Source organism: Mixta sp. BE291 (assembly GCF_031457955.1).
Taxonomy (GTDB): Bacteria; Pseudomonadota; Gammaproteobacteria; order Enterobacterales; family Enterobacteriaceae; genus Mixta.
The window spans coordinates 352,527-378,703 of record NZ_JAVDXN010000001.1 but is presented as its reverse complement, the minus strand read 5'-3'; the positions used below and the strand labels follow the sequence as shown (position 1 = coordinate 378,703).

Sequence of the window (26,177 nt, the reverse complement as noted above, 5' to 3'; positions counted from 1 at the left end):
GTATCGCCTTGCGTTGCCGCAAGTTATTACTTAACGATGACCTTGCGACCGCGGTAGTAGCCATCCGCAGTGATGTGGTGACGCAGATGCGTTTCGCCAGAAACTTTATCTACGGACAGAGTGGAAGTGGTCAGCGCATCGTGAGAACGACGCATGCCACGCTTGGAACGGGTTGGTTTATTCTGTTGTACGGCCATGGACCTTACTCCTATTACTTACGCTTTAAACTGGCTAATACGGCGAATGGGTTTGGTTTCTCCGCCTCTTCAGGCAGTTTACCAAAGACCATGTCCGCGTCGGACACTTCACAGTGTTCAGAATCGTGCACCGGAACTACAGGCAGGGCGAGGATGATTTCATCTTCCACCACCGCCAGCAGATCGATTTCACCGAAATCGTTGACTTCGATCGGCTCGTAGGCTTCCGGCAACGCATCAGCCTGCGCATCATCTGCGACCGGGCTGAAGCAATACGTTACGTGAACCTGATGTGCAAATGGCTTGTTGCAGCGCTGGCAGCTCAACGTGACGCTAACGTCAGCGGTTCCTTGCAGAACGGCTAAACGTTGGTTGTCAACGGCAAACGACATAACGCATTGCACATCACTGTCCACACTAACAACGGTATCGGCCACGCGCTCCACCTGTACAGGTGTATACACGCCTTCATAATCAAGGCGTTTCTGAGCGGCGCGAACCGGATCAATTGTCAGGGGTAATTTTACCTTTTGCATAGGGCGCGCATATTAACTTTGTAACGACAGAGAGTCAAAGAAAAAGGCTGTTTAACAGCATCTTTCACTTGGTATTCGCATCCAGTGCGGCGGACAGTTTAAAATGTCTGCATCCGATTCGCTATATTTTAACTGAAAAATTATGACTCAGCTTATTTTAGCTTCAACCTCCCCCTTCCGTCAGGCGTTGTTAAATAAACTCGGCCTGCCTTTTATTACCGCCGCGCCTGAGGTGGATGAGACGCCACGGCCCACGGAAAGCGCGCCGCAGCTGGTGGAGCGGCTGGCGCAGGCCAAGGCGCAGGCACTGGCCGCGCGTTATCCGCAGGGCTGGATTATCGGCTCCGATCAGGTTTGTGTTCTGGATGGCAAAATAACCGGCAAACCTCATACGGAAGAAAATGCGCGCGCACAGTTACGCGCCGCCAGCGGAAAAGTTATTACTTTTTATACCGGGCTGGCGCTTTATTGCGCGCAACAAAATCAGCTGCATTCAGTTTATGAAACTTTTCACGTTGGGTTTCGTGCATTAAGCGACGCGGAAATTAATGCTTATGTGGCGATTGAGCAGCCGCTCCAGTGCGCCGGTAGTTTTAAAAGCGAGGGGTTGGGAATTACCTTATTCGATCGGCTGGAAGGACGCGATCCTAATACGCTGGTGGGGCTGCCGCTGATCGCGCTGTGCGATATGCTGCGCGCGGCAGGCATCAATCCGTTAACCACGGCGCGCTAAGCCAGCGCGCCTGCGGCCTGCCAGATGCGGCATCCACAGCCGCATCTGTTTTTCGCCGGTTACGGTTTACGTAACCGCGCCAGGCAGCGCTTCAGTTCTTCGTCCAGCGGCGCTTCAATGCGCATTCTGTCGCCGCTGTGGGGATGCGTAAAGGTCAGCGCCGCCGCATGCAGGAACAGACGACGCAGCCCGGTCGCGCTTAGCTGCTTGTCGAACTCGCGCTCGCCATAGCGATCGTCGAAGGCGATGGGATGACCGGCATGCTGCGTATGCACACGAATCTGATGGGTACGCCCGGTGACCGGACTGGCCTTCACCAGCGTGGCGAACGTATAGCGCTCTTCCACTTTAAAACGGGTTTCGGAAGGTTTGCCTTCGCTGCTGACGCGCACGATACGCTCGCCGCTCTGCAAAATATTTTTCAGCAGCGGCGCCTGTACCGCTTTCACATGCGAAGGCCACTGGCCGCGCACCAGCGCCAGATAATCCTTCTGCATGCCTTTTTCACGCAGCTGCTCGTGCAGCGAACGCAGCGCGGAGCGTTTTTTCGCCACCAGCAGCACGCCGGAGGTATCGCGGTCAAGGCGATGCACCAGTTCAAGGAAGCGCGCTTCCGGGCGCAGCGCGCGCAGCCCTTCAATCACGCCAAAGCTTAAACCGCTGCCGCCATGCACCGCCGTCCCGGAGGGCTTGTTCAATATCAGGATATATTCATCCTCATAAAGGATGGCGTCCGCCAGGCTGGCCACACGCTCAAGCTTGGGCGAAATAGCGACTTCTTCGCGCTCTGCCACGCGCACTGGCGGAATGCGCACTTCATCGCCAGCCTGAAGTTTGTATTCAGGCTTAATGCGTTTTTTATTTACGCGCACTTCGCCTTTACGCAAAATGCGATAAATCATGCTTTTCGGCACGCCTTTAAGCTGCGTGCGCAAAAAATTGTCGATGCGCTGTCCCGCTTCTTCAGCGGAAATGGCGACGATTTGTACCGATGGCGTATTCATATTCATGGGCGGCGATTCTAATGAGTGGCGGATAATAGCGCCACTTCTTTTTCTGTGCTTAACTGACAACGTACCGCCAATTCTGCGGCTTGCCTCCCGCTTTTTCAGAGTGGTGGTGAAAAAGCCTGCAAAATGAACGCGTAATGCTGTAAGAAAGTTTATCAGTAATGAAAAGTCACCTTGCTATAACAAGGTTAGCAATGGAATAATGGCCCGGTCTCCTGAGCGTCTCTCGTCAGGAAACCATAAATAGCGAATTAAGAAATTTTGCCGGATAGCACATACACGCAGCAATGGCGTAAGACGTATTGTGAAATCAGGCATTTAGCGGGCTGCGGGTTGCAGCCTGGACGATAAGACGGGATTGACTCTCTCTGGTAAATTCAGTGGCGGTTCCCTCATCCGAGCACTGTTTTTTCATATAAAAACAGGCTGCCGAGATTTTTGCGCCCCTTGAGCGACCGACAACCGTGAGGTTGACGAGGAAGCGATAAGACACGGGGCCGTCGGTTATTCTTCGTCCAGTGTTACTTAGCCCGCAGCTTAGTCACTCACGTAAGAATAACGAGTACGTTACGATGAAAAGAATGTTAATAAACGCAACTCAACAGGAGGAGTTGCGTGTAGCCTTAGTGGATGGACAACGTCTGTACGACCTGGATATTGAAAGCCCCGGACACGAGCAGAAAAAGGCGAACATCTATAAAGGTAAGATCACCCGCATTGAACCCAGCCTGGAAGCAGCGTTTGTTGATTACGGCGCTGAACGACACGGTTTCCTTCCGCTTAAAGAAATTTCCCGCGAGTATTTCCCTGCCAGCTACAACGCGCATGGCCGTCCCAATATTAAAGATGTATTGCGTGAAGGCCAGGAAGTTATCGTTCAGATTGATAAAGAAGAGCGCGGCAACAAAGGCGCAGCCCTGACCACCTTTATCAGCCTCGCAGGCAGTTATCTGGTTCTGATGCCGAATAACCCACGCGCAGGCGGCATTTCACGCCGTATTGAAGGCGACGACCGCACCGAGCTGAAAGAAGCGCTCTCTTCGCTGGAGCTGCCGGACGGCATGGGCTTGATCGTGCGTACCGCAGGCGTTGGTAAATCGGCCGAAGCGCTGCAGTGGGATCTGAGCTTCCGTCTGAAACACTGGGAAGCGATCAAAAAAGCGGCGGAAAACCGCCCTGCTCCGTTCCTGATTCATCAGGAGAGTAATGTTATCGTTCGCGCCTTCCGCGACTACCTGCGTCCCGACATCGGCGAAATTCTGATTGATAACCCCAAGGTTCTCGATCTGGCGCGTCAGCATATCGCTGCCCTTGGCCGTCCCGATTTCAGCAGCAAAATTAAACTTTACACCGGTGAAATCCCGCTGTTCAGCCACTATCAGATTGAATCGCAGATCGAATCCGCCTTCCAGCGTGAAGTGCGTCTGCCTTCCGGCGGCTCGATTGTTATCGACAGCACCGAAGCGCTGACCGCGATTGATATCAACTCCGCGCGCGCGACCCGCGGCGGCGATATCGAAGAGACCGCGTTTAACACCAACCTTGAAGCCGCCGATGAAATCGCGCGTCAGCTACGCCTGCGCGACCTTGGCGGCCTGATCGTTATCGACTTTATCGATATGACGCCGGTGCGTCACCAGCGTGCGGTCGAGAACCGCCTGCGTGAAGCGGTGCGTCAGGATCGCGCCCGTATTCAGATCAGCCATATTTCCCGCTTTGGTCTGCTGGAGATGTCTCGTCAGCGTCTTAGCCCTTCGCTGGGCGAATCGAGCCATCACGTTTGTCCGCGCTGTAGCGGAACCGGCACCGTGCGTGATAATGAATCGCTGTCGCTCTCTATTCTGCGTCTGATTGAAGAAGAAGCGCTGAAAGAGAACACCAAAGAAGTCCACGCCATTGTTCCGGTGCCGATTGCCTCTTACCTGCTGAACGAAAAACGCGACGCCGTAAACGCCATTGAAAAACGTCAGGGCGGCGTGCGCGCGATTATCGTGCCGAACGATCAGATGCAAACGCCGCACTACTCGGTACTGCGCGTACGCAGCGGTGAAGAGACGCCAACGCTCAGCTATCATCTGCCGAAACTGCATGAAGCCGAAATGGCGCTGCCGTCAGAGAATGAGCAGGCTGAACGTCGTCGTCCTGAGCAACCTGCGCTGGCCGCCTTTGTAATGCCTGATGCGCCGCCTGCTCCGCAGGAAACCGCCGTTGAAAGCGAAAAACCAGCCCAGCCTGCCGCGCCGACCAAAGCCGCAGCGGAACCAGCTGCCTCAACCGGTATTATCGGACGTCTGTTTGGCGGCCTGAAAAAGCTGTTTGCCTCGGAGCCAGCCGCGCCAGCTCAGGTTGAGCAGCCGCAGCCGCAGCAGGATCAACCTGCCAGCGAAGAGTCTGAGCCCGCGCAGCAGCGCGAACGCCGCCCAGGCAACAACCGCCGCAACAACAACAATAACCGCCGTGACCGCAATCGCGATCGCAACGGAGAAAACGCACCGCAGCAGGCGCGTGAGAGCCGTGAACCGCGTGAGAACCGTGAACCGCGTGATAATCGCGAAACACGTGACGAACCGCGCCGCAACAACAAACGCCAGCAGGCCAACGCGGAAGTTCGCGAAGAGACGCAAAATACGCTGTCTGATGAAGCGCGCGCGCAGCGTGAAGAGCAGCAACAGCAGCGTCGTGAGCAGCGTGCCGAGCGTCAGCGTCGCCGTCAGGAAGAGCGTCGTCAACAGCAGGAAGCCGCTAAAGCCGCTGCTCAGCAAGAGCAAGCGCAGCAGCCGGTCGCCAGCGTAGTTGAAGAGAGCGAAGAGAACCCGGCGGAAGAGCGTGGTCAGGTTATGGCGCGCCGCAAGCCGCGTCAGCTGACACAGAAAGTGCGTGTTGAAAGTGCAGAGCAAATGGCTGAAAAGCAGGCCGCTGAAGAGGTGAAAGCTGCCGCGACCGAAGCGCCGACATTTGATGCCGTGCCGGAAGCGCCAGCGCAGCAGCCTGAAGAGCAGCAGGATGAGCAGGAAAACCGTGAAAACGGCAACATGCCGCGTCGTTCACGCCGTTCTCCGCGTCACCTGCGCGTCAGCGGTCAGCGCCGTCGTCGTTACCGTGATGAGCGTTATCCGACGCAGTCGCCGATGCCGGTTACCTGTGCCGCCGCCTCGCCGGAAATGGCTTCAGGCAAAGTCTGGATCCGCTATCCGGTGGCTCAGACCAGCAACGACAACGCCCAGGCCGTAGACGCGCAGCAGGAAACGCCGGACTACAACCACGTTGAAACCGCTGCCGCCGTCGCCTTACCGGTTGCTGCCAGTGAAGCCGTTGCTCAGCCTGCCGCGCAGACTGAACAGGCATCTGCGCAGGATGCGGTACATGAAGTCGCGCCGCAGCAGGAAGCTGTGCCGGTTACGCCGGTTGATACGCACGACACGTCAGCTATCGATGTACCGGTTAATGAAGAGCCTGCGGTGATCCCAGCCGCTGCCGAAGCGCGTGCCGCTCATGTTGCTGCTCAGGCACAACCGGTGGGAACCGCGTCTTCAGCAGCCGCTGTACCGCAGACCGCTGAAGCCGCGCCGTCAGAAGCCGTTGCGCCGCAGACAGTTGAAGCCGCGCCGTCAGAAGCTGCTGAACCGCAGACCGCTGAAGCCGCGCCGTCAGAAGCTGCTGAACCGCAGACTGCTGAAGCCGCACCGTCAGAAGCTGCTGAACCGCAGACCGCTGAAGCCGCGCCGTCAGAAGCTGCTGAGCCGCAGACCGCTGAAGCCGCGCCGTCAGAAGCCGCTGCGCCGCAGACTGCTGAAACAGCGCCGTCAGAAGCCGCTGCGCCGCAGGTTAGCGACGTTGCCGCGACCAGCGCCAGCGACGTAGGCCAGGATGTTGCCGAGCAGGTTGAGCAGGTACTGAACGCACCAGCAATCGCTCCGCAAGAGACGCTACCGGTTAGCGAACCGCATGCGCCGGTTCCGGCTCGCGATGAAGCGCCTGCCGCGGCAGCCAGCCAGTCACTGCTGGCCGGTAAATTCCATGCCAGCTCGCCGATGACCAAAGCACCGGCTCCAGCATGGCAGCCGGAAGCGCCGCGTCACAGCGACTGGGTGCGTCCGCCTTTCGCGTTTGAAGGCAAAGGCGCAGCCGGTGGCCACAGCGCGACACATCAGGCAACGGCTCCGGCCACCAAACCCTGATAGCGTGTAGTAAGCACCTGTTAACCCCGGCTTCGGCCGGGGTTTTTTATGGCTGAAAGCCAGCAGAATTACGCCGATTGGCAACAGAGTTAGCCTGCTGTTTCCAGCAACATCAATACCTCCGTGCGCATTGCTGCTTTGCCTGTAGCAATACTGCTCTGCTCTGCTCTGCTCTGCTCTGCTCTGCTCTGCCAGCATTAATGCTTCCGCACACATCTTTTGCACTACTTATCTCTGCGCTTTATAAGCTTTCCTGCTTCTGCCCATCCCTGCACTGCCCGGAATGCCCGGAATGCCCGGAATGCCCGGAATGCCCGGAATGCCCGGAATGCCCGGAATGCCCGGAATGCCCGCGCAGGCTACCAGCATTCACCTTTTTCAGGGCAAAAAAAACCCGTCAGCGACGATAAGCCATCGGTGACGGGAAAAAACGAACGCGCCCGGTTTAAGCACGTTCAAAACGAAATTTTTTTAGCGGTTCATCTGAAACAGAGACATCTGCGACATATCGCTGAAGGTCTTATAAGAAGCCTGTAACGCCTGCTGCTGCATGGTATATTTTGAAATCGCGCTGGTATAATCCACATCCACCAGCCCGCTCATTTTGGTCGCCTGCAGCGTGCTGCGATCTTTCCCCAAACTATCCAGCTTATCCAGCTCGTCCAGCTGCGTACCCAACTCTGAGCGCACCGCCAGTACGTTGTTCAGCGAGTTGCTCAGGCCGCGCGTCGCTTTATCCAGCGCATCCTTCGATGCCGCTTTCGTGGCCTCATCGCCATTCTGGATTGGCTGTTTCAGAGCGCTAATCGCGCTATCCAGCGTGGCGAAAATATCTTTTTCGCTGGCGCCGTTATTCGGCTCTTTTACCGCATTGCTGGTAATCGACTTAAATACCTGCTCACCGGTATGGCTGGTGGTCATGGTACGGCTGGCGTCCACCTTCTGCGTAATTGCTTCGCTGCCGCCGTTATAAACCACTTTGCCACTGGCATCTTCGGTAAAAGGCGCGCTGCCGCTGTTATAGCCAGCGAAAATATAGCGGCCGTTGCCGTCAGTGCTGTTGGCCAGGTTTAATAGCTGGTTGCGTACGCCTTCCAGCTGGGTCGCATAGGAGGCGCGGTCATCGTCAGAAAGCGCGCCGTTGCCTGCGGAAATCACCAGCGTCTGAGCGCTCTGTACCGCCGAGGTCACGTTTTGCAGCGTACTCTCTTCCAGCGACACGCTCTGGGTGGCGAAGTTGCGCGCCAGCTGGTACTGGCTGTTCTCCGCCTGCGCCTGGGAAAGCACCACCGCCTGTGCGGCGGCCAGCGGATCGTCAGACGGGTTAACAACCCGTTTGCCGGTAGAGAGCTGTTCGCCCGCTTTCAGCCAGCTCGACTGGGCGTTGGTCACGCCACGCATCTGCTGGTCATACATCATGCCGGTACTGAGTCGCATGGTGGTTATTCCTTCATTAATTCAATTAGCCACGGATGCTGATTAAGGCATCAAAAATTGCTGATGCTGTCTGCAGAACCTGCGCGTTCGCCATGTAATATTGCTGATAGCGTTGCAGGTTCACGTACTCTTCATCAAGGTTAACGCCGGATACCGATTGCTGACGGTTGGTAAGCTGGTTCACCACGTTGCCTTGCGTCTCGCTGGTGGTCTTCAGCGTGTTGGTTTTGTTACCAATATCGCTCACCAGGCTGGCATAGCCCTGCGCCAATGTCGCGTTGCCGTTAACCAGATTTTTGCTCTGTAGATCCAGCAGCTTTTGCGCGTTGCGGTTATCACTTTCACCGCCCACCGCGCCAGCGGCAGCAATCTGCGATTCATTGGATATCGCCACGTCCATATTGACGATCGCATTGCTGACCGGCTTAACGATAAAGCTGTCTTTGGCGCCAGGCGTACCGGATGGGGTAATCTGCAGGCCGTCGAAATTAAGCTTGCCGTTGGCGTCCAGCGACGCGCTGACATTGGTGTTGTCAGAGAGGCGCTTCACGTTCCAGTTACCGCCATCCCAGCTCACTTTATAATCAGTGGCCTGCGCTTTGCTGGTGTCGCTCCAGCTGGCGCTCAGGGTAACGCCGGAGGTATTTTTGCTGTTGCCGACCACGGTAGGGCCGCCGATGGCAAAGAAATCGGTACCGGCTTTACCTTCGCTGTCGAAGCCCGCCTTATGCTGCGTGTTAAAACTGTCAGCGAAATTCAGCGCCAGCTGGTTAAGCTTATTACGCGCCGAATCGAGATCTTCGCTGCGGAACTTCAGCAGACCGCCCAGCGAGCCGGTACTGACCAGGCTTTCCGGGATCTCAACGTTACCGGCGGATTTATCAACGTAGCCAACGGTGGTGCGGGTTGGATCGCTGCTGGCGGTCATCGCCACCAGCTGACGGGTATCTGCGCCGTTAACCAGCGACAGGCCGTTGGACATCGAAACGATATAGCTCCCATCCTGCTGCGTCACGCTTACGCCGACCAGATCGTTCAGCTTGTTGACCAACGCGTCGCGCTGATCCATCAGGCTGTTAGGATCGGCACCGGCGCCCGCCGCCTGCAGTTTGCCAATCTGGGTATTCAGGTTGGCAATCTGGCTGGAGTAGCTGTTAATCTGCTGCACGGAAGAAGAGATGCTGGTGTTGATGCTGGCATCCATATTGCGCAGATATTTATCCGTGACTTTAAACTGGTTCACCAGGCCATCCGCCTTGCCCAGCAGCGTCTGACGCGCGGAAGGATCGTCCGCGTTGCTCACCACGTTCTGTACGTTAGTGAAGAAATCAGAAAGCGTGGTCGACAGGCTGTTTGACGATGAAGACATCAAATCGTCAATGTTAGAGATCTGGTTGTACTGGGTGGTAATGCCGCTGTTTTGCGCCGAAGCGCCACGCAGCTGCCCGGTAATAAACTCATCATATTCGCGGTGAACGTTGCTGATCGTTACGCCGTTACCATAATAGCTGCCGCCGTTCAGGGTGCTTGGCAGTGAAGTCAGTACCGCCGTCTGGCGTGAATAACCAGCCACATTATAATTGCTGATGTTACTGCTGGTGGTATTCAGCGCAGCCTGCGCGGCGCTCAACCCGCTCATTGCGGAGTTAATTAAGCTGGACATGTCGGTTCCTTTTTGCGCCGGTACGCACCGGGCGGCATTCAACGAATCGGGTGCCGCAAGCGTGACGGGACGCTTTCTGGCCTGTTGTGGTTATCGGCGTGCTTAAGTGAAACTTGAGTAAAAAATCAGAACAGATCGCCTAACTCATTGCCGTACGCTTTAGCGACTTTTTCACCCAGGTCTTTAAACTGCTGAATCATGCTAACCAGCTTTTTGGCATATTTCGGATCGGTGGCGTAACCCGCTTCCTGCAACGCATGCGCGCCCTCTTCCGCAGTTTTTGCCGTGGTCACTTTGGCATAGCGCGAATTTTTACTCAGCAAGTTGGCGTAATCGGTTAACGCATCGACGTATGAGTCATAGACGCGGAACGCCGCCTTCACTTTTTTCGCCACGCCGTTTTCATATTCGGTGGTGGTGATTTCGGTGGTTTTGCCCTGCCAGCTGCCAGTGGCTTTAATGCCGAACACGTTGTAGCTCGGCTGGCCATCTTCGGTCATGATTTGGCGTTTCCCCCAGCCTGACTCCAGCGCCGCCTGGGCGAGGATCAGCTGATGAGGAATGCCGGTCTGCTGGCTGGCAAGCTGCGCAGGCTGCGTCAGCTTAGCGATAAAGTCGCTGCTGTCGCCGCTCAGTGGCGCGCTGGAGGTCGGCTGCGGCAGTTTAGGCACCGCCCGCTGCACCATTTGCGCCATCTGCATCTGCATCTGTTCCATCTGACGTGGCAGCAGCGTGTTGATCACCACCGAACGATCGAGCGGCATCGGTACGGTGCCCGCGCTTTCGTCCGGTGCCTGGGCTGGCATCATCTGTTTCACGATGACGTCAGCCAGCCCCAGCCCTTTATTTCCCATTTCCTGCGCAATCTGCTGGTCATACATTGAGGTGAACATCCGCGTCTGTTCGGTGCTGAGCATGCCTTCCTGCGGCAGCGCCTGACGCATACTCTTCAGCATCATCTGTACAAACATGCCTTCTACCTGCTTCGCCACCTGCAACGCTTTTCCTTGCGGGTCGTTGCCGGCCTGACGTTTCAGACTGTTAAGCGCCTGGCTGTCATAAGCCGCGCTCATTACAGATTGCGTATCGTTCATTAGATAATTTCCAGTTTGGCGCGCAGGCAGCCCGCGCTCTGCATTGATTGCAGAATCGACATCAGATCCATCGGCGTTGCACCCAGCGCGTTCAGAGCGCGTACTACGCTGTTCAGGTTGGCACTGGCGTTAACACGCTGCAGCGCACCGCCTTCCTGACGCATATCAATCTGGGTTTGCGGCGTGACCACGGTCTGCCCACCGGCCAGCGGCGTATCAGGCTGGCTGACGTTCTGCTGCTGATTGATGGTGACCGACAGGTTGCCCTGCGCCACCGCACATGAGCTGAGCGTGACTTCGCGGTTCATCACCACCGAACCGGTGCGCGAGTTGATGATCACTTTCGCATCCTGAATCGGTACTGACACATCAATGTTCTGGATATCAGCCAGCAGACGCACCTGCGAACTGTTGTTCATTGGCATATGGACCTGCACGGTACGGGCGTCCAGCGCCTGCGCCGAGCCGTAGCCGCGACCGTTGATGGCATCGCTGATGCGTTGCGCCATGCTGAAATCTTCCTGATTCAGCTGCAGGTTCAGCGTGCTTTGCGTACCGAAGTTGCTCTGCATTTCACGTTCGATAGTCGCGCCGCCGGTAATGCGACCGCCGTTCAGCTGGTTAACCTGCACGCTGGAGCCGCCTGCCGCCGCGCCTGCGCCGCCGACCAGAATGTTGCCCTGCGCCAATGCGTAAACCTGGTTATCCACCCCTTTCAGCGGCGTCATAATCAGCGTGCCGCCGCGCAGGCTTTTGGCGTTACCGAGTGAGGAAACCACCACGTCGATCTGCTGCCCCTGACGACCAAAAGCGGGCAGACTGGCGGTCACCATTACCGCCGCGACGTTTTTCAGCTGCATATTGGTGCCAGCCGGTACGGTAATGCCCAGCTGCGACAGCATGTTGTTCAGCGACTGGGTGGTAAACGGCGTTTGCGCCGTCTGATCACCGGTGCCATCAAGGCCAACCACCAGACCATAGCCGATCAGCTGGTTACCACGGACGCCCTGCACCGTGGTGAGATCGCGGATGCGATCGGCGCTTGCCAGCGTGCTGATGCTCAGCAACAGCAGAGAAAGCGCGAAATGAATAATGCGTGACTGTGACATAAAAGCCTCTTACATCGGTGAGATGTTCAGGAAGAAGCGCTGCAGCCAACCCATGTTCTGCGCTTCATTGATATAACCGTTACCGACATATTCGATACGGGCATCTGCCACCTGCGTGGAAACCACGCTGTTGTTACCGCTGATGGTGCGCGGGTTGACGATGCCAGAGAAGCGAATGAATTCGGTGCCCTGGTTAATCTCAATCTGTTTTTCACCCACCACATTCAGGTTGCCGTTAGGCAGAACCTGATTAACGGTAACGGTGATGGTGCCGGTAAAGGTGTTATTGGCCGACGCGCCGCCTTTACCTGCGAAATCATTTTTGCCTTCGCCGCTCAGCGAGGTCTTATCGCCGCCCAGCAGGCCTTCAAGGGCGCGCGGCACGGCGGTCAGGCCGAGGCTGGCGCTGCCGTCACGGCTGGCGTTAGCTGAGGAGCTTTTGCTGGCGCTGACGTTTTCCTGCAGCACGATGGTCAGCGTGTCGCCGATATTGCGCGGACGACGATCCTCAAACAGCGGCTGATAGCCATAGTTCATCGGCATCACCCCCTGGAAAATAGATCCGTTAACCACGGGCGGCGAAGCAGGCAGCGGCTGAGCCGTTGTCGGGCCGTTGACCAGCGGCGTACGGGGAACAAGAGCACAACCGTTAAGGGTCATCAGCATCGCTGCGATAACCAAATGTCCAGGCTTAAGAGTGAATTGCTTCGCCACGACGTGTATACCTTTCATTGCATTATTTAACGTAAGGGCGGAGCCGAAACGCCGCCCATCCGCGCCTGAGCGCGTTTACTACCGTTACACCTGCGTCAGTTTTTGCAGCATCTGATCGGAGGTGGTAATGGCTTTACTGTTGATTTCATACGCGCGCTGCGTCTGGATCATGCTGACCAGCTCTTCCGCCACGTTGACGTTCGAGGTTTCAACATAACCCTGATACAGCAGGCCAGCGCCGTTCAGGCCAGGCGTGCTGTCGGTTGGCGCGCCGGAAGCCTGGGTTTCCTTGTAGAGGTTTTCACCCACGCTTTCGAGGCCGGTATCGTTCATAAAGGTGCTCAGCGTCAGCTGACCCACCTGTACCGGCTGCGCCTGGCCCTGCTGCGTCACGCTTACCACGCCGTCACGCCCGATAGAGATGCTCAGGGAGTTAGCGGGAATGGTGATGCCGGGCTGTACCGGGAAACCGGCGTTGGTCACCAGCTGGCCGTTCTGATCCACCTGGAAAGAGCCGTCGCGGGTATAGGCCGCGGTGCCATCCGGCATCTGAACCTGGAAAAAACCCTGGCCGTTAATCGCCACATCTTTCGAGTTGTCGGTTTTCGACAGGTTGCCCTGGGTATGCAGACGCTCGGTCGAGACCGGACGCACGCCGGTACCGATCTGCAGGCCAGACGGCAGCGTGGTTTGCTCAGAAGACTGAGCGCCCGGCTGACGCATGGTTTGGTACATCAAATCTTCAAATACCGCACGTGAACGCTTAAAGCCGTTGGTGCTGACGTTTGCCAGGTTGTTGGAAATGACATCCATATTGGTTTGCTGGGCGTCAAGACCGGTTTTGGCGATCCATAAGGAACTGATCATGCTGTTTTCCTCTTGCCTTAGCTGCTCATATTGAGCAGCTGGTTGGCGCGTTGTTCGTTTTCATCGACGCTGGAGATGACTTTCATCTGCATCTCAAAGCGGCGAGCGTTGGCAATCATGTCAACCATGGTTTCGACCGGTTTGACGTTGCTGCCTTCCAGTACACCCGGCATCACCTGCACCGTCGGGTCGTTTTGCAGCGTCGCGCCGCGTTGCGCCTGCGCTGCCGGGCTGAGACGGAACATGCCGTCATCGCCGCGAACCACTTCCTGCCCTGTCGCCTTCACCAGCTTCAAACGTCCCAGCTGTACCGTCGCGTTGGGCTCATCGCCCGGGTTCAGCGCGGTAATGGTGCCGTCAGCCGCAATAGTGATTTCTGCCGCCTGCGGCACCGCAATCGGACCGCCGTCGCCCATCACCGGATGACCCTGAATGGTCAGCTCGCCGGTGGGGCTAATCTGCATGTTACCGTTGCGGGTATACGCTTCGGTGCCATCTGCCGTTTGTACCGCCAGCCAGCCATCCTGCTGCACCGCGACGTCGAGCGGACGCTGCGTATAATCGAGCGGGCCCTGCGTCATGTTGGAGCCCGGCGTCGAGGCGGTAACCAGCGTACGCGTCGGCAGAGATAATCCCTCTACCGGCACCGCACGCAGCGCATTAAGCTGCGCGCGGAAGCCCGGCGTTGAGGCGTTGGCCAGGTTGTTGGCCGTAACCGCCTGCATGTTGAGCGTCTGGCTTGCCGCGCCCATGGCGGTATAAATAGCGTGATCCATAGCGCTCTCCCGTCAGTCCTGTTAACGCAGGTTAACCAGCGTGTTGAGGATCTGATCCTGTGTTTTGATGGTCTGCGCGTTCGACTGATAGTTACGCTGCGCGACGATCATGTTTACCAGCTCTTTGCTCAGGTCAACGTTAGATGACTCCAGCGCGCCTGCGGTCAGGGTGCCGAGGTTACCGGTGCCAGCCAGGCCAACCAGCGGCTGACCAGAAGAGGCGGTAGATGACCAAACGTTGTTGCCTTCAGATTTCAGGCCTTCGGCGTTAGCGAAGTTCGCCAGCACGATCTGTCCCAGGGTCTGGGTTTTTTCGTTGGAGTAGTTACCCACTACCGTGCCGTCGTTGTTGATCTGGTAGCTCACCAGGTCGCCCGGCTTATAACCATCCTGCACCGGGTTGCCGAAGGTATTGGCACCGGTGTTCTGCTGCATGCTGCCGGTTAAATCCAGCGTAAAGGTCTGTGCGTTAGAACCGTTCAGCGCGCCCATAGAGATGGTCTGGCTGGTGGCGGTGGTCATCACGCCGTTCGGGTTAAAGCCCATGGTGAATGGCGTGGTGGTGGCGCCGCTGCTGGAATCGATCGGATGCACGTTCCAGTTGTTGTCTGCGGTTTTCACGAAGTAAAGATCGATAGTGTGCGCGTTGCCCAGCGAGTCAAAGGTAGTCATTGACGACTTGGCGTTGTAGCTGGTGGCATCGGTGCTGTCGAAATTCGCGTCAACTTTAGTGCCGTCAGAAGAGTTCAGGTTCGCAACCAGTGAACCGGTCTCGGTACGTTTCGCCGTCATCTGGGTAGTCGGTACGCTCAGCGCCACCGGGTTTGCGCCGGTCTGTACGGTCGGCGGGGTACCTGCTACCGGATAACCGGTCAGCTTCATGCCCTGCATGTTGACGATGTTGCGGTTCTCATCCAGCGTGAACTGGCCGTTACGGCTGTAGTAAACCGCGCCGCTGTCGTCCGCCATGCGGAAAAAGCCCTGCTGGCTGATCGCCACATCAAGACCACGGCTGGTGGTCGAGGTGGTGCCGTCGTTAAAGTCCTGGATCACGCCCGCAACTTTTACGCCCATACCCACTTTTGAACCGGCGAACATGTCGGCAAAAGAGACGGTGCTGGATTTAAAACCTGCCGTCGCGGAGTTGGAAATGTTGTTGCCGATAACGTCGAGGTTACTGGAGGCCGCGTTTAAACCGCTGACCGCTTGTGAAAAGCCCATGTGTCACTCCTGAGTAAATTAGTGTCTTATTAAAGAATCTGACGAATTTTATCGAGCGTGGAAGTGCCCAGCGTCCCGAGGTCAAGTTTTGCCCCGCTGGAATCGGTGGTCACACCGTTCACTAAGGCGTAATTCAGTGGCTGCGCCACCAGTTGCTCCGTTCCGTCGCTGGCGGCGAGGGAAACGTTATATTTGCCGTCCGGTGCGGTAGTGCCGTCCGTTAAAGTGCCATCCCATGCGAAGGTATGAACGCCTGCGGTGAGTTTACCGAGGTCGATCGTGCGCACTACTTTGCCGCTGCCGTCGGTGATGGTCGCGGTGGTAGAGGTGGAGGCGCGCGTCAGCTCAACGCCAAACGGCGTGGTTTCGCCTTTGCCGGTCAGGATCTGGCTGCCCGGCACCATCACACCGCGGCCGATCAGGGTTGACGCCTGAACCGACTGGTTGCTGTTGATCTGACCGGAAATCGAACCCAGCGTGGTGTTCAGCTTCTCGATACCGCTCACGGTATTGATCTGCGCCAGCTGCGTGGTCAGTTCGTTGTTCTCCATCGGATTGGTGGGATCCTGGTTTTTTAACTGCGCCACCAGCAGGGTCAAAAAGTTGCTCTGTAGATCGGTTGCGCTGCTGCTGCTTGATGCGCCAGTGGTGTTGGACAACACACTGGGATCGATTCTTTCATTTACGCCAACGGCTAAGCCCATGGTTATTCTCCGTTATTGACCGATGGTCAGGGTTTTCATCATCATTGACTTGACGGTGTTCAGCACTTCAACGTTCGCCTGATAGCTGCGTGACGCCGCCATGCTGTTTACCGTCTCGCTGACCACATCAACATTGGGCATTTTGACGTAGCCCTTGGCGTCCGCCAGCGGATTGCCCGGATCAAACACCAGCTTCGCCGGGCTTTGATCTTCCACCACCTGCGCAACGCGTACGCCGCCGGTGGCCTGTCCCGGCGCGGCATCCACCTGGAATACCACCTGTTTAGCGACATACGGCTGGCCGTCAGGACCGGTAACGCTGTCGGCGTTGGCCAGGTTACTGGCGGCGACGTTTAAACGCTGTGACTGTGCAGCCATCGCCGAACCGGCGATATCAAAAATATTAAGCAGTGCCATCGGTTATTGTCCTTGCAGCACGCTCATCATGCCTTTTATCTGGCTACTGATAAGCGTGAGGTCGGTTTGGTATTTCAGGCTGTTATCAGCAAACTGCGTACGCTCACGGTCCATATCGACCGTGTTACCATCCATCGACGGCTGATCGGGAATGCGATACAGCAGATCCATTGACGGCGGCGTGGCAGTCTGCGCAGGAATATGGCGTGCCGACGTCACCGCCAACGACAGGCCAGAACCCTGCGCCCGCCCTTTCTCCAGCGCGCGGTTAAGCTCGCTGGCAAAATCGATATCGCGGGCCTGGTAGCCTGGCGTATCAGCGTTAGCGATGTTGGATGCCAGGATTTCCTGACGCTGCGCCCGCAGATTTAGCGCTTCAGTGCCGAACTGCAAAGCTGCATCCAGTTTGTCGAGCATGCTTTCCTCCGGATGTGAAATTTTGAGTTGTCAGCATAATCGGGCGCGGCAAAAGCTATCGCTGGAATAGCGCTAAAAAGCATCGCTATTTTTTGCCTTGAAAAATTGCACGCGCGGGTAGAATCAGCGTCATGAATCAGGTGGGGATAAACAAATGCGGATAATGATGTGGTGGCTGGGTGCGATGCTCTCTTTACTGGTGATGCCGGTAGAGGCGGACGAGCTGGGCGCACAGCTTAACCAGTTCTTTAAAACCCGCGATCCGCTGCACGCCGCTGGCATCAATGTGGTGGTGCGTACGCCGGAGAAACAGTGGCCCACCTGTAGCGCGCCGCAGCTTAGCCTGCCGGGCAATAGCCGGTTATGGGGCAACATGAGCGTGGCGGCCACCTGCGATCGAGAGCGTCGCTTTTTGCAGGTTGAGGTGCAGGTAACCGGCGACTATGTGGTGGCGAATCGCCAAATCCCGCGTGGCTCCGCCTTAACCGCCGGTGACATTCAGATCAAACAGGGTCGGCTGGATACGCTGCCTGCCCGCACGGTGTTGGATCCGCAACAAATAGTAGAAGCGGTAAGCGTACGCGATATTTTACCGGATCAGCCGGTAACGCTTTCGATGGTGCGCCAGGCCTGGCGCGTAAAGGCGGGTCAGCCGGTGTTGGTGATTGCGCAGGGCGATGGTTTTAACGTGAGCAGTGAAGGGCGTGCGCTCAATAACGCCACGGCGATGCAGCGGGTTCGGGTTCGTATGGAAAATGGGCAAATAGTGAGTGGCAGCGTGAATGCGGATGGGAATATTCTTATAACGCTATAAACTGCTAAAGATGGCTGTTGAGCTGCCGATAGTGGGATCAACATACATAGAGTACTCTTTGCCTATCAGGCTGCATGAATGCCTGAATCTACAGGAGCCAGACCATGAGCATCGACAAAACCAAAGCGACGCAGCCCGTCAGTACCGTTCAGCCACGTGAGACGAATGATAACGGCGCGGCAAAGGTGCGTCAGACCACTGGCGCAAAAGCGCCCGCCAGCGCAGCGCAGGTTAGCCTGAGCGGCGCCCAGGCCCAGCTGATGACTGCGGACGGGAAAGATATTAATACCGCTCGCGTTGAGCAACTGAAAACCGCCATTCGCAATGGCGAACTGAAAATGGATACCGGCAAAATCGCCGATGCCCTGATTCAGGAAGCGAAATCTTATTTACAGGATAAATAACCGCTATGAATAGCCTGATTACCGCGCTGGATAAAATGCAGGAAGTGCTTGGTTCGCTGAGCAATATAATGAAGGAAGAACACGAGCAGCTTTCTGCCGGCCTCATTAACAGCAGCCTGCTACAGCGTATTACCGAAGATAAAAGTTCATTGCTGACCACGCTGAACTATCTTGACGGTATCCGGCGGGAATCAGAAAAGCAGTACCGTATTCAGGCGCCCTATGCCGCTCAGCCGGAACTGGCGCGTCGCTGGCAGAAGATTGAGCAGCATACCCGCCAGCTACGCAACAACAACAGCCATAACGGCATGCTGTTAAATCAGCAGATGGCTTACAACGATCGGGCGCTGGCGCTGTTGAAACCGCATCAGACGCAGGCGTTTTACGGCCCGGATGGCCAGGCGACGTCGGCAGGCGGTTTTACCTCGCGTCGCGTATAGCCTTAGCTCAACCCCATGAAACTTATTTAAAAAGTTATTATGAGAGTGTTAACCGGCGTAGTTTAAAAACAGGGCCACCTCCGTGGCTCTGTTTTATGAGGCTATTGATTTGGTCATCTCAGTGCACTTTTCTATGAGGCGCACAGCCATATTAATAGCTAAGCCTGACTGCTTAGACGTCACATGCTGATCTAACCTGTAATCAGCAATTATCCTTTGGGCTTTTAACTGAGTAAGAATGAAACCTATGCCCCTCATATCCTTTGGGTCATAAGCTTCATGCCCCCGGCAAGCATCGCCCTGTAAATAATTTATCAGCCCCTGATGACTCTCTTTGGGGCCATTAACCATGGCCGGTAAAACGTGATGGTATGAGCTATAGTATGCTCTGCCGATGGCGTTACGGTAGCCAATTTCGTCAGCTCTATTATGGCAATCCTTAGCAAAACTAAGGAAATCATGACTATTAACTGGCATGAGGCCTACTCCTTTTAACACGAAATAAGGCTGAGCCTGTATGTTGCGTATTTTGTTCTTCTTCAGCTTCAAACCATAAAGAAAAATTCTTATGCATGAAGCAATCATGTTCAGCAACAGAGAAAGCAAGCTCAACATTCATATCAGCAAGTAGGCTTACGTCAGGGGTTTTAGTAACGACGACCAAAGCATTAACTTTTTCTTCTGCAATTTCGTAAAATTTAAGCGCTAAGGGATGCAGTTTATGCGAATCCATTATTTGTGTAAGCGCCTGGAACAGAAGCTCGTATTCCAGACCAGAAAAGCCTGCGCTCTGCTTAAAAGCATTCACCTCGAATAATACATCGTCCAGTTTATTGTCCATTGATTCCAACGCCTCGCCACTGAAAAGTTTAGCGTAAGAATGATAGTATTTTTCAGCCAAATCCATTCGTCCTACAAAGATACAATTTTCATAGGCATGCTGATAAATAAATGGCGAAACATACTTTTCGGCAAGCTCAACACTTTTTGTGAAGCTGGCAGTTAATGAGCCAAAGTCGGATAAGTAGACGAGAAAGTTTTTTGCTACAACCTCATTGTGGCACACCTGCAAAGATCGTTCGAAGTGTGCAATGGCATTATCTTCACGTCCATAGGCGCCAAATACCAGCGCTTTAAGGTAATCTTCAGCCACTGGATCTTTAAGCGCTTCAATATCACGAAGATATCGCCGAAAAGATACTTCATCCAGACGCTCTCCTTCGGTAAGATATGCTGTGAGTTCTGTGCTAATTACAGCAGCTTTAATGGCGGGTTGTAGCATGTTGTTCCTTATCTAACAGGTAGTTAGGGGAAATATATCTACCAGGTTCCTTGTCAGTGCTGTAAGAATACATGAATATAACAGCGTCATCCACCTACCAATATAGATATCAATGGCTAAAACAACACCTTTATTTATAGCGCCCCGAAATATGCAACGTTGCCCTATCGAGTAAATTATTTATTACCCCTTCTATTAATAAGCACCTGTGTGGCCAAAACAAATCATAAACAATCACCACATCCTAATCGGGAACATTTCGTTGGTTAATCATTAATTTTCAATAAATTATAGCCGATAAGATAACAATGAATTAATTTAATTAGCTTATTATTTAAATAACATCAGGGTACTGATTATAGTACTTACTTAAACAATGTTCTTTTAGCCTCTATTCTATAAAGAAATGTAATTTTTAATTTCTTTCCTGTTATTGATCAATAACGTAATGAATACAAAAACATCCTTGCAGCGTACCAAAAATAAAATTTATTGAACGAAAAGTTTTAATAACTCCATTCGTGCGGATACCACTCACGCACAAAACCCACCGAATTGGCTTTCGGCGGGTTTTGTACGTCGGTTATCACACCACCGAGCGGCGCGCGAAGTCCTTCGGGCGGAATCCCAGCAGGCCCAGCACCAAAAAGTAAGCGCCGCCGCCCACCGCACAAACTGCCGCCAGACGTACCAGACGATACAGCATGCTGCCGGTATCCCACGCAGGCATCACCATCATCATGCCGATCAGCACGCCCGCCATAACGATCACCGCCACAATCAGACGCAGTAAAAAGCCTGTCCAGCCCGGCTGCGGCTGAAAAATCTGCTGCTTACGCAGCTGCCAGTAGAGCAACGCGCCGTTCAGACAGGCCGCCAGCCCGATAGAGAGCGCCAGCCCGGCGTGTTTCAGCGGCCCGATAAACGCCAGGTTCATCAACTGGGTCATAATCAGCGTGACGATAGCGATTTTTACCGGCGTTTTAATATCCTGACGCGAGTAAAAGCCCGGTGCCAGCACCTTCACCACAATCAGCCCCATCAGCCCGACCGAATAGGCGATCAGCGCCCGCTGCGTCATGGCGGCGTCAAAGGCGGTAAATTTCCCATACTGGAACAGCGCCACGGTAAGTGGGCCAGAGAGGATGCCCAGCGCCACCGCGCTCGGCAACGCCAGCAGGAAGCAGAGCCGCAGCCCCCAATCCATCAGGCGCGAATACTCGGCGTGATTGCCGCTGGCGAAGCTGCGCGACAGCGACGGCAGCAGAATGGTGCCCAACGCCACGCCCAGCACGCCGGAAGGAAACTCCATCAGGCGGTCGGCATAGTACATCCAGGAGACGGAACCGGAGACGAGGAAAGAGGCGAAAATGGTATTGATGATCAGCGAGATCTGACTAACGGACACCCCGAGAATCGCCGGGCCCATTTGGCGCAGCACGCGCCAGACGCCCGCATCCTTCAGATTCAGGCGCGGCAGCACCAGCATGCCAATTTTTTTCAGGTGCGGCAGTTGATAGCCGAGCTGTAGTACCCCACCCACCACCACCGCCCAGGCCAGCGCCAGCACCGGTGGATGAAAATGGGGCGCGCCGAACAGCGCGAAGCCGATCATGCTGATATTTAATAGCGTGGGCGCAAAGGCCGGCACCGAAAAGCGATTCCAGGTATTCAGGATCGCGCCAGCCAGCGAGGCGAGCGAAATCAGAAAAATATAGGGAAAGGTAATACGCAGCAGATTGCTGGTAAGCGCAAACTTATCGGCGGTATCGGCAAAGCCCGGCGCGGTAATCATGATCACCCACGGGGCGGCAATCATGCCGAGAAAGGTAATTAACGCCAGCGCCAGGGTTAACAGGCCGGAGATATACGCCACGAAAACGCGCGTCGCTTCCTCGCCCTGCTTGCTTTTATATTCCGCAAGGATCGGCACAAACGCCTGAGAAAAGGCGCCTTCGGCAAAAATACGACGCAATAAATTGGGAAGCTTAAAGGCGACGAAAAAGGCATCGGTCGCCATTCCGGCGCCGAATACTCTTGCCACGATCGCATCGCGGGCAAAGCCCAGCACGCGGGAAAACAGCGTCATTGAGCTGACCGCTGCCAGAGATTTCAACAAATTCATGGTTAACTGCGCATCCTGAATATTCAATCCGGTTAACAGACAATAGCGGACCGGCTGCGGGCCGATCCGGCGGTTAGTCTACCGATACGCAGCGAAATAACCACAAACGATTGTTACCGCAGGTTATTCACGATCCATGTCGCGCCAGATTTTTTCCACTATGCGCTGGGCTTTTAACGCCTGCTCACCGCTGGTTTCCGGCATTGTCTGATTTTGCACACAGGCGATAAAGTGGCGTGCCGCGCCGTCGAAGCCGCGCTGAATTTGCGTGGTTTGCCAGGCGGGTACCGCCTCGGTTAGCGTGGCGCCGTCACGCTCGTGCCGCCACTCGCGCATCTCATCCAGCTGCCAGACGCCGCCGTCGGCAATCGCCGTCACCGATTCGCGCTGCGTTCCGGCGCGCCGGTGCATGCTGGTAGTGATCTGCGTAGTGCCTACGCTAAAGTGATGTTCGCCATATAACATTTCACCCGCGTCCGTGGTCTGGATATAGCCATGACGCAGCGAGGCTTTTCCCTCCGCCAGCCACAGCGCGGTATCAACCACGTGCAGATAATCATCCAGCAGCGTAAAACGCAGATCGTGCGGCCCCACGCTGTCGCTGCGGTGTTTCTCCATGCGAATCGACGCGGGCTGCTGCAAGGCCGCTTTCAGCTGCTGGTAGCGCGGCGCGAAACGGCGGTTAAAGCCCACCATCAGTTTCCGTCCCCGCTTGTGCGCCAGCTCAACCAGCGCCTCCGCCTCGCTCAGCGTTTCCGCCAGCGGCTTATCCACGCAGACATCCACGCCCTGCTCCAGCAACGCCCGCACCACCTGATAGTGGCTGGCGGTGCTGCTGTGAACAAAAACCGCATCGCAGTCGGCGGCCAGCGCATCCAGCTGCGCGTAACAGCGCATCCGCCAGCTGTCACAAATCTTCTGCGCCTTCTGCTGATTAGGCGAAAAGCCGCCTGTGAGCGTCCAGCTGTCGGCCTGCGCCAGCACCGGCAGCCAGGCTTTTTGTGCAATACCGCCCAGCCCCACAACCCCAATTTTTACCGTCATCGCAGACTCCCGCGCCGCTTTTGCCAACAGCGCCTAAAGTGAAACATCGACGCTTAGCCGCGCCGCTCCGGCGCCCACTCCTGATGAGTCAGCGCAGTTAACACATGATCCTGCCAGCGGCCATTAATCAGCAGGTAATCTTTCGCGTAGCCTTCTTTCTCAAAGCCCAGCCGCGCCAGCAGATTGCCGCTGCGCTGATTATGCGGCATATAGTTGGCCATAATGCGATGCATACGCTGCTGGCGTTGCATGTAGCGAATCGCCGTCTGCAACGCTTCAAACATTATGCCCTGCCCCTGCCACTTTTCACCCAGCGAATAGCCAAGGTAACAGGCATGAAACGAACCGCGCAGCACGTTGCTGAAGTTAGCCACGCCGCGCACTTCATTCTCTTCCGGGTCCATGACGATAAAATAGAAGGCGCTGCCCTGCCGGTGCATATCGGTAATCAGCCCAAGCCGCGCCTGCCAGCCCGACGGATAGCAGTGGCTCTCATCACGTACCGGCTCCCAGGGCTTAAGGAACGCGCGGTTTTCCGTGTAGTAATCAGCCAGTCGCCATGCATCGCGCTCATGAACAAGACGAACCACCAGCCGATCGGTGGTCAGGCGCACTTTTGGTGCGGCGGAACGGTAGCCAAACATCTCTTCTCCTGAAAGCCATGGCTGATAAGCAAAATTAATTGATGCCCGGTGCGTTAAAAACAGACGCAGCCCGATTATTACCGATGAGTCACCGCGGCCTTTCTGATTAACGATAGCGGAACATATCGCTCAGTGTGCAGCGGCAGACATCATTACTCCACTGAAATTACAGCACATTTTGTCAAAGATCGATAAAAAAATATCATTCTGCTTTTGCTGTTAAATTAAACAGTTAACGCGCAAAATAATATCCCTCAAACGCAATTTTATGTAGCACTGTTAAGGAATTAGCATGGCCGGAGTGGCGCGCGCCCGACGTCTTGGTCGGGTTTTTCTGTTGGTCGATAACATGCTGGTAGTGCTGGGCTTCTTTGTGGTTTTCCCGTTGATTTCCATCCGCTTCGTCGATCAGCTCGGCTGGGCGGCAATGATTGTCGGTATTGCGCTGGGGCTGCGTCAGCTGATTCAACAGGGGCTGGGCGTGTTTGGCGGCGCGATTGCCGATCGCTTTGGCGCTAAGCCGATGATTATTTGTGGCATGCTGCTACGCGCCTCCGGTTTCGCCGCCATGGCGATGGCGCATGAGCCGTGGGTGCTGTGGTTATCCTGTCTGCTTTCCGGCCTGGGCGGCACGCTGTTCGACCCGCCGCGAACCGCGCTGGTGGTGAAGCTTATCCGTCCTGAGGGCCGCGGCCGTTTCTTTTCTCTGTTAATGATGCAGGACAGCGCTGGCGCAGTGCTGGGCGCGCTGATTGGCAGCTGGCTGCTGGCGTGGGATTTCCGTCTGGTTTGCTGGGTTGGCGCGCTGGTTTTCGTACTGGCTGCGCTGCTTAATGCCCTGTTGTTACCCGCCTGGCGCATCTCCAGCGTGCCTACGCCGCTGCGTGAAGGGTTAGGACGCGTACTGAAAGATCGCCGCTTTTGCACCTATGTGCTGACCTTAACCGGCTACTACATTCTGGCTGTTCAGGTGATGCTGATGCTGCCGATTATGGTGAACCAGATCGCCGGAACCGCCAGCGCGGTGAAATGGATGTATGCCATTGAAGCGACGCTGTCGCTGACGCTGCTTTATCCTATCGCGCGCTGGAGCGAAAAGCGTTTCCGCCTGGAGCATCGTTTAATGGCGGGCCTGCTGCTGATGACGCTCAGCATGGTGCCGATCGGCCTGACCGATTCGCTGCAACAGCTGTTTATTCTGATCTGCCTGTTCTATGTTGGGGCGATTATTGCCGAACCGGCACGTGAAACGCTGAGCGCCGAGCTGGCCAGCGCCAGGGCGCGCGGCAGCTACCTGGGCTTTAGCCGCCTGGGCCTGGCGCTGGGCGGCGCGCTCGGCTATACCGGCGGCGGCTGGCTATTCGATACCGGACGCGAGCTGGCTCTGCCGGAGCTGCCCTGGCTGATGCTGGGCTGCATCGGCACCATCACGCTGCTGGCGCTGTGGTGGCAGTTTCAGCCACGTCGCGTCGCACCGGCGATACTGCGCGGCGGCTAAGCTGCCGTTGCGGTTTGCCCTTCCCCACAATCTCTTCCATACTTTTTAAGCATATTCAAATAATTGCTGATGGCAGCCCGCTGTCGGCAATATCAGTAAGGAGAGATGCGTTGAAACTCTATATTTACGATCATTGTCCGTTTTGCGTTAAAGCACGCATGATTTTTGGCCTGAAAAACCTGCCGATTGAACTGGTGGTAATGCTTAACGATGATGAAGAGACGCCAACCCGTCTGATTGGTCAGAAAATGGCGCCGATCCTGCAAAAAGAGGATGGCAGCTGTATGCCGGAGAGCCTGGATATTGTGCGCTACGTCGATCAGCTGGATGGCGAGCCGCTGCTGACCGGTAAAACCAACCCGGCTATTAACGACTGGCTGCGCAACGTAAATAGCTACGTGAATAAGCTGCTGCTGCCACGCGTTGCCGACGGCGCTTTTGCTGAGTTTGCCACGCCGCAGGCGCGCGCTTATTTTAAAAACAAAAAGGAAGCCAACATTGGCGACTTTGCGGAATTAAAACAGCACGCGGACGGATTGATCAAAAAGATCTCTAACGATATGCGCGATCTCGACAAGCTGATCGTGAAACCCAACGCCGTTAACGGCGAGTTAAGCCTCGATGATATTAATCTGTTTCCGCTGCTGCGCTCGCTAACGCTGGTGGCGGGCATTAACTGGCCCAGCCGCGTGGCGGAATATCGCGATAATATGGCGAAGCAAACTCAGGTTAATTTGTTAAGTTCTGTTGCCGGTTGATCCCTAAAGGCGGCGTTTCGCCGCCTGCTGCCACCCTGGCCCCGCTTTTCCCCCTACGCTTTTTCGCTTTTCCTGGTGACTCACGGCGGTGATTA

The 26,177-nt window shown here is 55.6% G+C and carries 27 protein-coding genes; 7 read left to right on the top strand and 20 right to left on the bottom strand.

From position 1 onward, the window contains the following. Nucleotides 1-26 precede the first annotated feature (26 nt). Both rpmF and yceD read right to left on the bottom strand, forming a co-directional pair. Nucleotides 27-197 carry a 50S ribosomal protein L32 gene (rpmF, locus tag J2X14_RS01715; RefSeq protein ID WP_038626789.1) on the bottom strand — a complete coding sequence of 57 codons (171 nt, stop codon included), beginning with the start codon at nucleotides 195-197 and terminating at the stop codon, nucleotides 27-29. A 14-nt stretch (nucleotides 198-211) separates the two neighbouring features. Beyond that, on the bottom strand, nucleotides 212-733 hold the full coding sequence (yceD, locus tag J2X14_RS01710; protein WP_352409491.1) for a 23S rRNA accumulation protein YceD: 522 nt from the start codon (nucleotides 731-733) through the stop codon (nucleotides 212-214). Between the two features lie 142 nt (nucleotides 734-875). Between yceD and J2X14_RS01705 the strand changes: the two genes are divergently transcribed. Further along, a complete protein-coding gene (locus J2X14_RS01705; RefSeq protein WP_352409490.1) occupies nucleotides 876-1,466 on the top strand; it encodes a Maf family protein in 591 nt (196 codons plus the stop codon). Nucleotides 1,467-1,525: 59 nt separating this feature from the next. Here J2X14_RS01705 and rluC read toward each other — a convergent pair whose 3' ends face one another. Then, nucleotides 1,526-2,476 carry a 23S rRNA pseudouridine(955/2504/2580) synthase RluC gene (rluC, locus tag J2X14_RS01700; RefSeq protein ID WP_352409489.1) on the bottom strand — a complete coding sequence of 317 codons (951 nt, stop codon included), beginning with the start codon at nucleotides 2,474-2,476 and terminating at the stop codon, nucleotides 1,526-1,528. 572 nt (nucleotides 2,477-3,048) lie between these two features. On the opposite strand from rluC, the gene rne reads away from it, so the two are divergent. Beyond that, nucleotides 3,049-6,654, top strand: a complete 3,606-nt coding sequence (rne, locus tag J2X14_RS01695; protein ID WP_352409488.1) for a ribonuclease E — start codon at nucleotides 3,049-3,051, stop codon at nucleotides 6,652-6,654. Nucleotides 6,655-6,882: 228 nt separating this feature from the next. Here rne and J2X14_RS01690 read toward each other — a convergent pair whose 3' ends face one another. From J2X14_RS01690 to flgB, 12 genes are all read right to left on the bottom strand, one after another. Next, nucleotides 6,883-7,023, bottom strand: coding sequence for a hypothetical protein (locus J2X14_RS01690; RefSeq protein ID WP_352409487.1), 141 nt, complete (start codon nucleotides 7,021-7,023; stop codon nucleotides 6,883-6,885). A 102-nt stretch (nucleotides 7,024-7,125) separates the two neighbouring features. Beyond that, nucleotides 7,126-8,091: a flagellar hook-associated protein FlgL gene (gene flgL / locus J2X14_RS01685; RefSeq protein WP_352409486.1), complete on the bottom strand. Its 966-nt coding sequence runs from the start codon at nucleotides 8,089-8,091 to the stop codon at nucleotides 7,126-7,128. A gap of 25 nt (nucleotides 8,092-8,116) precedes the next feature. Then, nucleotides 8,117-9,754: a flagellar hook-associated protein FlgK gene (gene flgK, locus J2X14_RS01680; protein ID WP_352409485.1), complete on the bottom strand. Its 1,638-nt coding sequence runs from the start codon at nucleotides 9,752-9,754 to the stop codon at nucleotides 8,117-8,119. A gap of 125 nt (nucleotides 9,755-9,879) precedes the next feature. Continuing rightward, entirely contained in the window at nucleotides 9,880-10,848 is a 969-nt protein-coding gene (gene flgJ, locus J2X14_RS01675) for a flagellar assembly peptidoglycan hydrolase FlgJ (RefSeq protein ID WP_352409484.1), read from the bottom strand. After that, nucleotides 10,848-11,957, bottom strand: a complete 1,110-nt coding sequence (locus J2X14_RS01670) for a flagellar basal body P-ring protein FlgI (RefSeq protein WP_352409483.1) — start codon at nucleotides 11,955-11,957, stop codon at nucleotides 10,848-10,850. The genes flgJ and J2X14_RS01670 overlap by 1 nt, the downstream gene beginning before the upstream one ends. A 9-nt stretch (nucleotides 11,958-11,966) precedes the next feature. Beyond that, nucleotides 11,967-12,671 (bottom strand): flagellar basal body L-ring protein FlgH, encoded by a 705-nt coding sequence (gene flgH / locus J2X14_RS01665; protein ID WP_352409482.1) that lies wholly within the window; start codon nucleotides 12,669-12,671, stop codon nucleotides 11,967-11,969. Nucleotides 12,672-12,755: 84 nt separating this feature from the next. Then, on the bottom strand, nucleotides 12,756-13,538 hold the full coding sequence (gene flgG / locus J2X14_RS01660) for a flagellar basal-body rod protein FlgG (protein ID WP_352409481.1): 783 nt from the start codon (nucleotides 13,536-13,538) through the stop codon (nucleotides 12,756-12,758). A 17-nt stretch (nucleotides 13,539-13,555) separates the two neighbouring features. Next, entirely contained in the window at nucleotides 13,556-14,314 is a 759-nt protein-coding gene (locus J2X14_RS01655) for a flagellar basal body rod protein FlgF (RefSeq protein ID WP_352409480.1), read from the bottom strand. A 21-nt stretch (nucleotides 14,315-14,335) separates the two neighbouring features. Continuing rightward, entirely contained in the window at nucleotides 14,336-15,535 is a 1,200-nt protein-coding gene (flgE, locus tag J2X14_RS01650; protein ID WP_352409479.1) for a flagellar hook protein FlgE, read from the bottom strand. A gap of 29 nt (nucleotides 15,536-15,564) precedes the next feature. Beyond that, nucleotides 15,565-16,239, bottom strand: a complete 675-nt coding sequence (gene flgD / locus J2X14_RS01645) for a flagellar hook assembly protein FlgD (protein ID WP_352409478.1) — start codon at nucleotides 16,237-16,239, stop codon at nucleotides 15,565-15,567. A gap of 12 nt (nucleotides 16,240-16,251) precedes the next feature. Then, nucleotides 16,252-16,656 carry a flagellar basal body rod protein FlgC gene (gene flgC, locus J2X14_RS01640; RefSeq protein ID WP_085072124.1) on the bottom strand — a complete coding sequence of 135 codons (405 nt, stop codon included), beginning with the start codon at nucleotides 16,654-16,656 and terminating at the stop codon, nucleotides 16,252-16,254. Between the two features lie 3 nt (nucleotides 16,657-16,659). Beyond that, entirely contained in the window at nucleotides 16,660-17,073 is a 414-nt protein-coding gene (gene flgB / locus J2X14_RS01635) for a flagellar basal body rod protein FlgB (protein WP_103058252.1), read from the bottom strand. A 154-nt stretch (nucleotides 17,074-17,227) separates the two neighbouring features. On the opposite strand from flgB, the gene flgA reads away from it, so the two are divergent. The 3 genes from flgA (at nucleotide 17,228) to flgN (ending at nucleotide 18,731) form a co-directional block, all read left to right on the top strand. Continuing rightward, a complete protein-coding gene (flgA, locus tag J2X14_RS01630; protein WP_352409477.1) occupies nucleotides 17,228-17,887 on the top strand; it encodes a flagellar basal body P-ring formation chaperone FlgA in 660 nt (219 codons plus the stop codon). Between the two features lie 104 nt (nucleotides 17,888-17,991). Continuing rightward, a complete protein-coding gene (gene flgM, locus J2X14_RS01625) occupies nucleotides 17,992-18,291 on the top strand; it encodes a flagellar biosynthesis anti-sigma factor FlgM (protein ID WP_352409476.1) in 300 nt (99 codons plus the stop codon). Between the two features lie 5 nt (nucleotides 18,292-18,296). Next, nucleotides 18,297-18,731: a flagellar export chaperone FlgN gene (flgN, locus tag J2X14_RS01620; RefSeq protein ID WP_352409475.1), complete on the top strand. Its 435-nt coding sequence runs from the start codon at nucleotides 18,297-18,299 to the stop codon at nucleotides 18,729-18,731. Between the two features lie 93 nt (nucleotides 18,732-18,824). On the opposite strand, the gene J2X14_RS01615 is transcribed toward flgN, so the two are convergent. The 5 genes from J2X14_RS01615 to rimJ all read right to left on the bottom strand — a co-directional run bounded on the left by J2X14_RS01615 (nucleotide 18,825) and on the right by rimJ (nucleotide 23,826). Next, on the bottom strand, nucleotides 18,825-19,208 hold the full coding sequence (locus J2X14_RS01615) for a hypothetical protein (protein WP_352409474.1): 384 nt from the start codon (nucleotides 19,206-19,208) through the stop codon (nucleotides 18,825-18,827). Then, the gene (locus J2X14_RS01610) at nucleotides 19,198-20,013 is read right to left on the bottom strand and encodes a hypothetical protein (protein WP_352409473.1); all 816 of its coding nucleotides are present in this window, start codon (nucleotides 20,011-20,013) and stop codon (nucleotides 19,198-19,200) included. The genes J2X14_RS01615 and J2X14_RS01610 overlap by 11 nt, the downstream gene beginning before the upstream one ends. Nucleotides 20,014-20,599: 586 nt before the next feature. Next, complete coding sequence (murJ, locus tag J2X14_RS01605; protein WP_352409472.1) at nucleotides 20,600-22,138, bottom strand: murein biosynthesis integral membrane protein MurJ; 1,539 nt, start codon at nucleotides 22,136-22,138, stop codon at nucleotides 20,600-20,602. Between the two features lie 123 nt (nucleotides 22,139-22,261). Next, a complete protein-coding gene (locus tag J2X14_RS01600; protein WP_352409471.1) occupies nucleotides 22,262-23,182 on the bottom strand; it encodes a Gfo/Idh/MocA family protein in 921 nt (306 codons plus the stop codon). Nucleotides 23,183-23,235: 53 nt separating this feature from the next. Beyond that, entirely contained in the window at nucleotides 23,236-23,826 is a 591-nt protein-coding gene (gene rimJ / locus J2X14_RS01595; RefSeq protein WP_352409470.1) for a ribosomal protein S5-alanine N-acetyltransferase, read from the bottom strand. Nucleotides 23,827-24,118: 292 nt separating this feature from the next. Here rimJ and mdtH point away from each other — a divergent pair, with 292 nt between their 5' ends. Both mdtH and grxB read left to right on the top strand, forming a co-directional pair. Then, nucleotides 24,119-25,324: a multidrug efflux MFS transporter MdtH gene (gene mdtH / locus J2X14_RS01590; RefSeq protein ID WP_352409469.1), complete on the top strand. Its 1,206-nt coding sequence runs from the start codon at nucleotides 24,119-24,121 to the stop codon at nucleotides 25,322-25,324. A 110-nt stretch (nucleotides 25,325-25,434) separates the two neighbouring features. Beyond that, complete coding sequence (grxB, locus tag J2X14_RS01585) at nucleotides 25,435-26,082, top strand: glutaredoxin 2 (RefSeq protein ID WP_352409468.1); 648 nt, start codon at nucleotides 25,435-25,437, stop codon at nucleotides 26,080-26,082. The last annotated feature ends 95 nt before the right edge of the window (nucleotides 26,083-26,177 follow it).

Bases quoted from the DNA above. Each gene is read 5' to 3' on its own strand.
- rpmF (WP_038626789.1), bottom strand. From the start codon at position 197: ATGGCCGTACAACAGAATAAACCAACCCGTTCCAAGCGTGGCATGCGT.
- yceD (WP_352409491.1), bottom strand. From the start codon at position 733: ATGCAAAAGGTAAAATTACCCCTGACAATTGATCCGGTTCGCGCCGCT.
- J2X14_RS01705 (WP_352409490.1), top strand. From the start codon at position 876: ATGACTCAGCTTATTTTAGCTTCAACCTCCCCCTTCCGTCAGGCGTTG.
- rluC (WP_352409489.1), bottom strand. From the start codon at position 2,476: ATGAATATGAATACGCCATCGGTACAAATCGTCGCCATTTCCGCTGAA.
- rne (WP_352409488.1), top strand. From the start codon at position 3,049: ATGAAAAGAATGTTAATAAACGCAACTCAACAGGAGGAGTTGCGTGTA.
- J2X14_RS01690 (WP_352409487.1), bottom strand. From the start codon at position 7,023: ATGCTGGTAGCCTGCGCGGGCATTCCGGGCATTCCGGGCATTCCGGGC.
- flgL (WP_352409486.1), bottom strand. From the start codon at position 8,091: ATGCGACTCAGTACCGGCATGATGTATGACCAGCAGATGCGTGGCGTG.
- flgK (WP_352409485.1), bottom strand. From the start codon at position 9,754: ATGTCCAGCTTAATTAACTCCGCAATGAGCGGGTTGAGCGCCGCGCAG.
- flgJ (WP_352409484.1), bottom strand. From the start codon at position 10,848: ATGAACGATACGCAATCTGTAATGAGCGCGGCTTATGACAGCCAGGCG.
- J2X14_RS01670 (WP_352409483.1), bottom strand. From the start codon at position 11,957: ATGTCACAGTCACGCATTATTCATTTCGCGCTTTCTCTGCTGTTGCTG.
- flgG (WP_352409481.1), bottom strand. From the start codon at position 13,538: ATGATCAGTTCCTTATGGATCGCCAAAACCGGTCTTGACGCCCAGCAA.
- J2X14_RS01655 (WP_352409480.1), bottom strand. From the start codon at position 14,314: ATGGATCACGCTATTTATACCGCCATGGGCGCGGCAAGCCAGACGCTC.
- flgE (WP_352409479.1), bottom strand. From the start codon at position 15,535: ATGGGCTTTTCACAAGCGGTCAGCGGTTTAAACGCGGCCTCCAGTAAC.
- flgD (WP_352409478.1), bottom strand. From the start codon at position 16,239: ATGGGCTTAGCCGTTGGCGTAAATGAAAGAATCGATCCCAGTGTGTTG.
- flgC (WP_085072124.1), bottom strand. From the start codon at position 16,656: ATGGCACTGCTTAATATTTTTGATATCGCCGGTTCGGCGATGGCTGCA.
- flgB (WP_103058252.1), bottom strand. From the start codon at position 17,073: ATGCTCGACAAACTGGATGCAGCTTTGCAGTTCGGCACTGAAGCGCTA.
- flgA (WP_352409477.1), top strand. From the start codon at position 17,228: ATGCGGATAATGATGTGGTGGCTGGGTGCGATGCTCTCTTTACTGGTG.
- flgM (WP_352409476.1), top strand. From the start codon at position 17,992: ATGAGCATCGACAAAACCAAAGCGACGCAGCCCGTCAGTACCGTTCAG.
- flgN (WP_352409475.1), top strand. From the start codon at position 18,297: ATGAATAGCCTGATTACCGCGCTGGATAAAATGCAGGAAGTGCTTGGT.
- J2X14_RS01615 (WP_352409474.1), bottom strand. From the start codon at position 19,208: ATGCCAGTTAATAGTCATGATTTCCTTAGTTTTGCTAAGGATTGCCAT.
- J2X14_RS01610 (WP_352409473.1), bottom strand. From the start codon at position 20,013: ATGCTACAACCCGCCATTAAAGCTGCTGTAATTAGCACAGAACTCACA.
- murJ (WP_352409472.1), bottom strand. From the start codon at position 22,138: ATGAATTTGTTGAAATCTCTGGCAGCGGTCAGCTCAATGACGCTGTTT.
- J2X14_RS01600 (WP_352409471.1), bottom strand. From the start codon at position 23,182: ATGACGGTAAAAATTGGGGTTGTGGGGCTGGGCGGTATTGCACAAAAA.
- rimJ (WP_352409470.1), bottom strand. From the start codon at position 23,826: ATGTTTGGCTACCGTTCCGCCGCACCAAAAGTGCGCCTGACCACCGAT.
- mdtH (WP_352409469.1), top strand. From the start codon at position 24,119: ATGGCCGGAGTGGCGCGCGCCCGACGTCTTGGTCGGGTTTTTCTGTTG.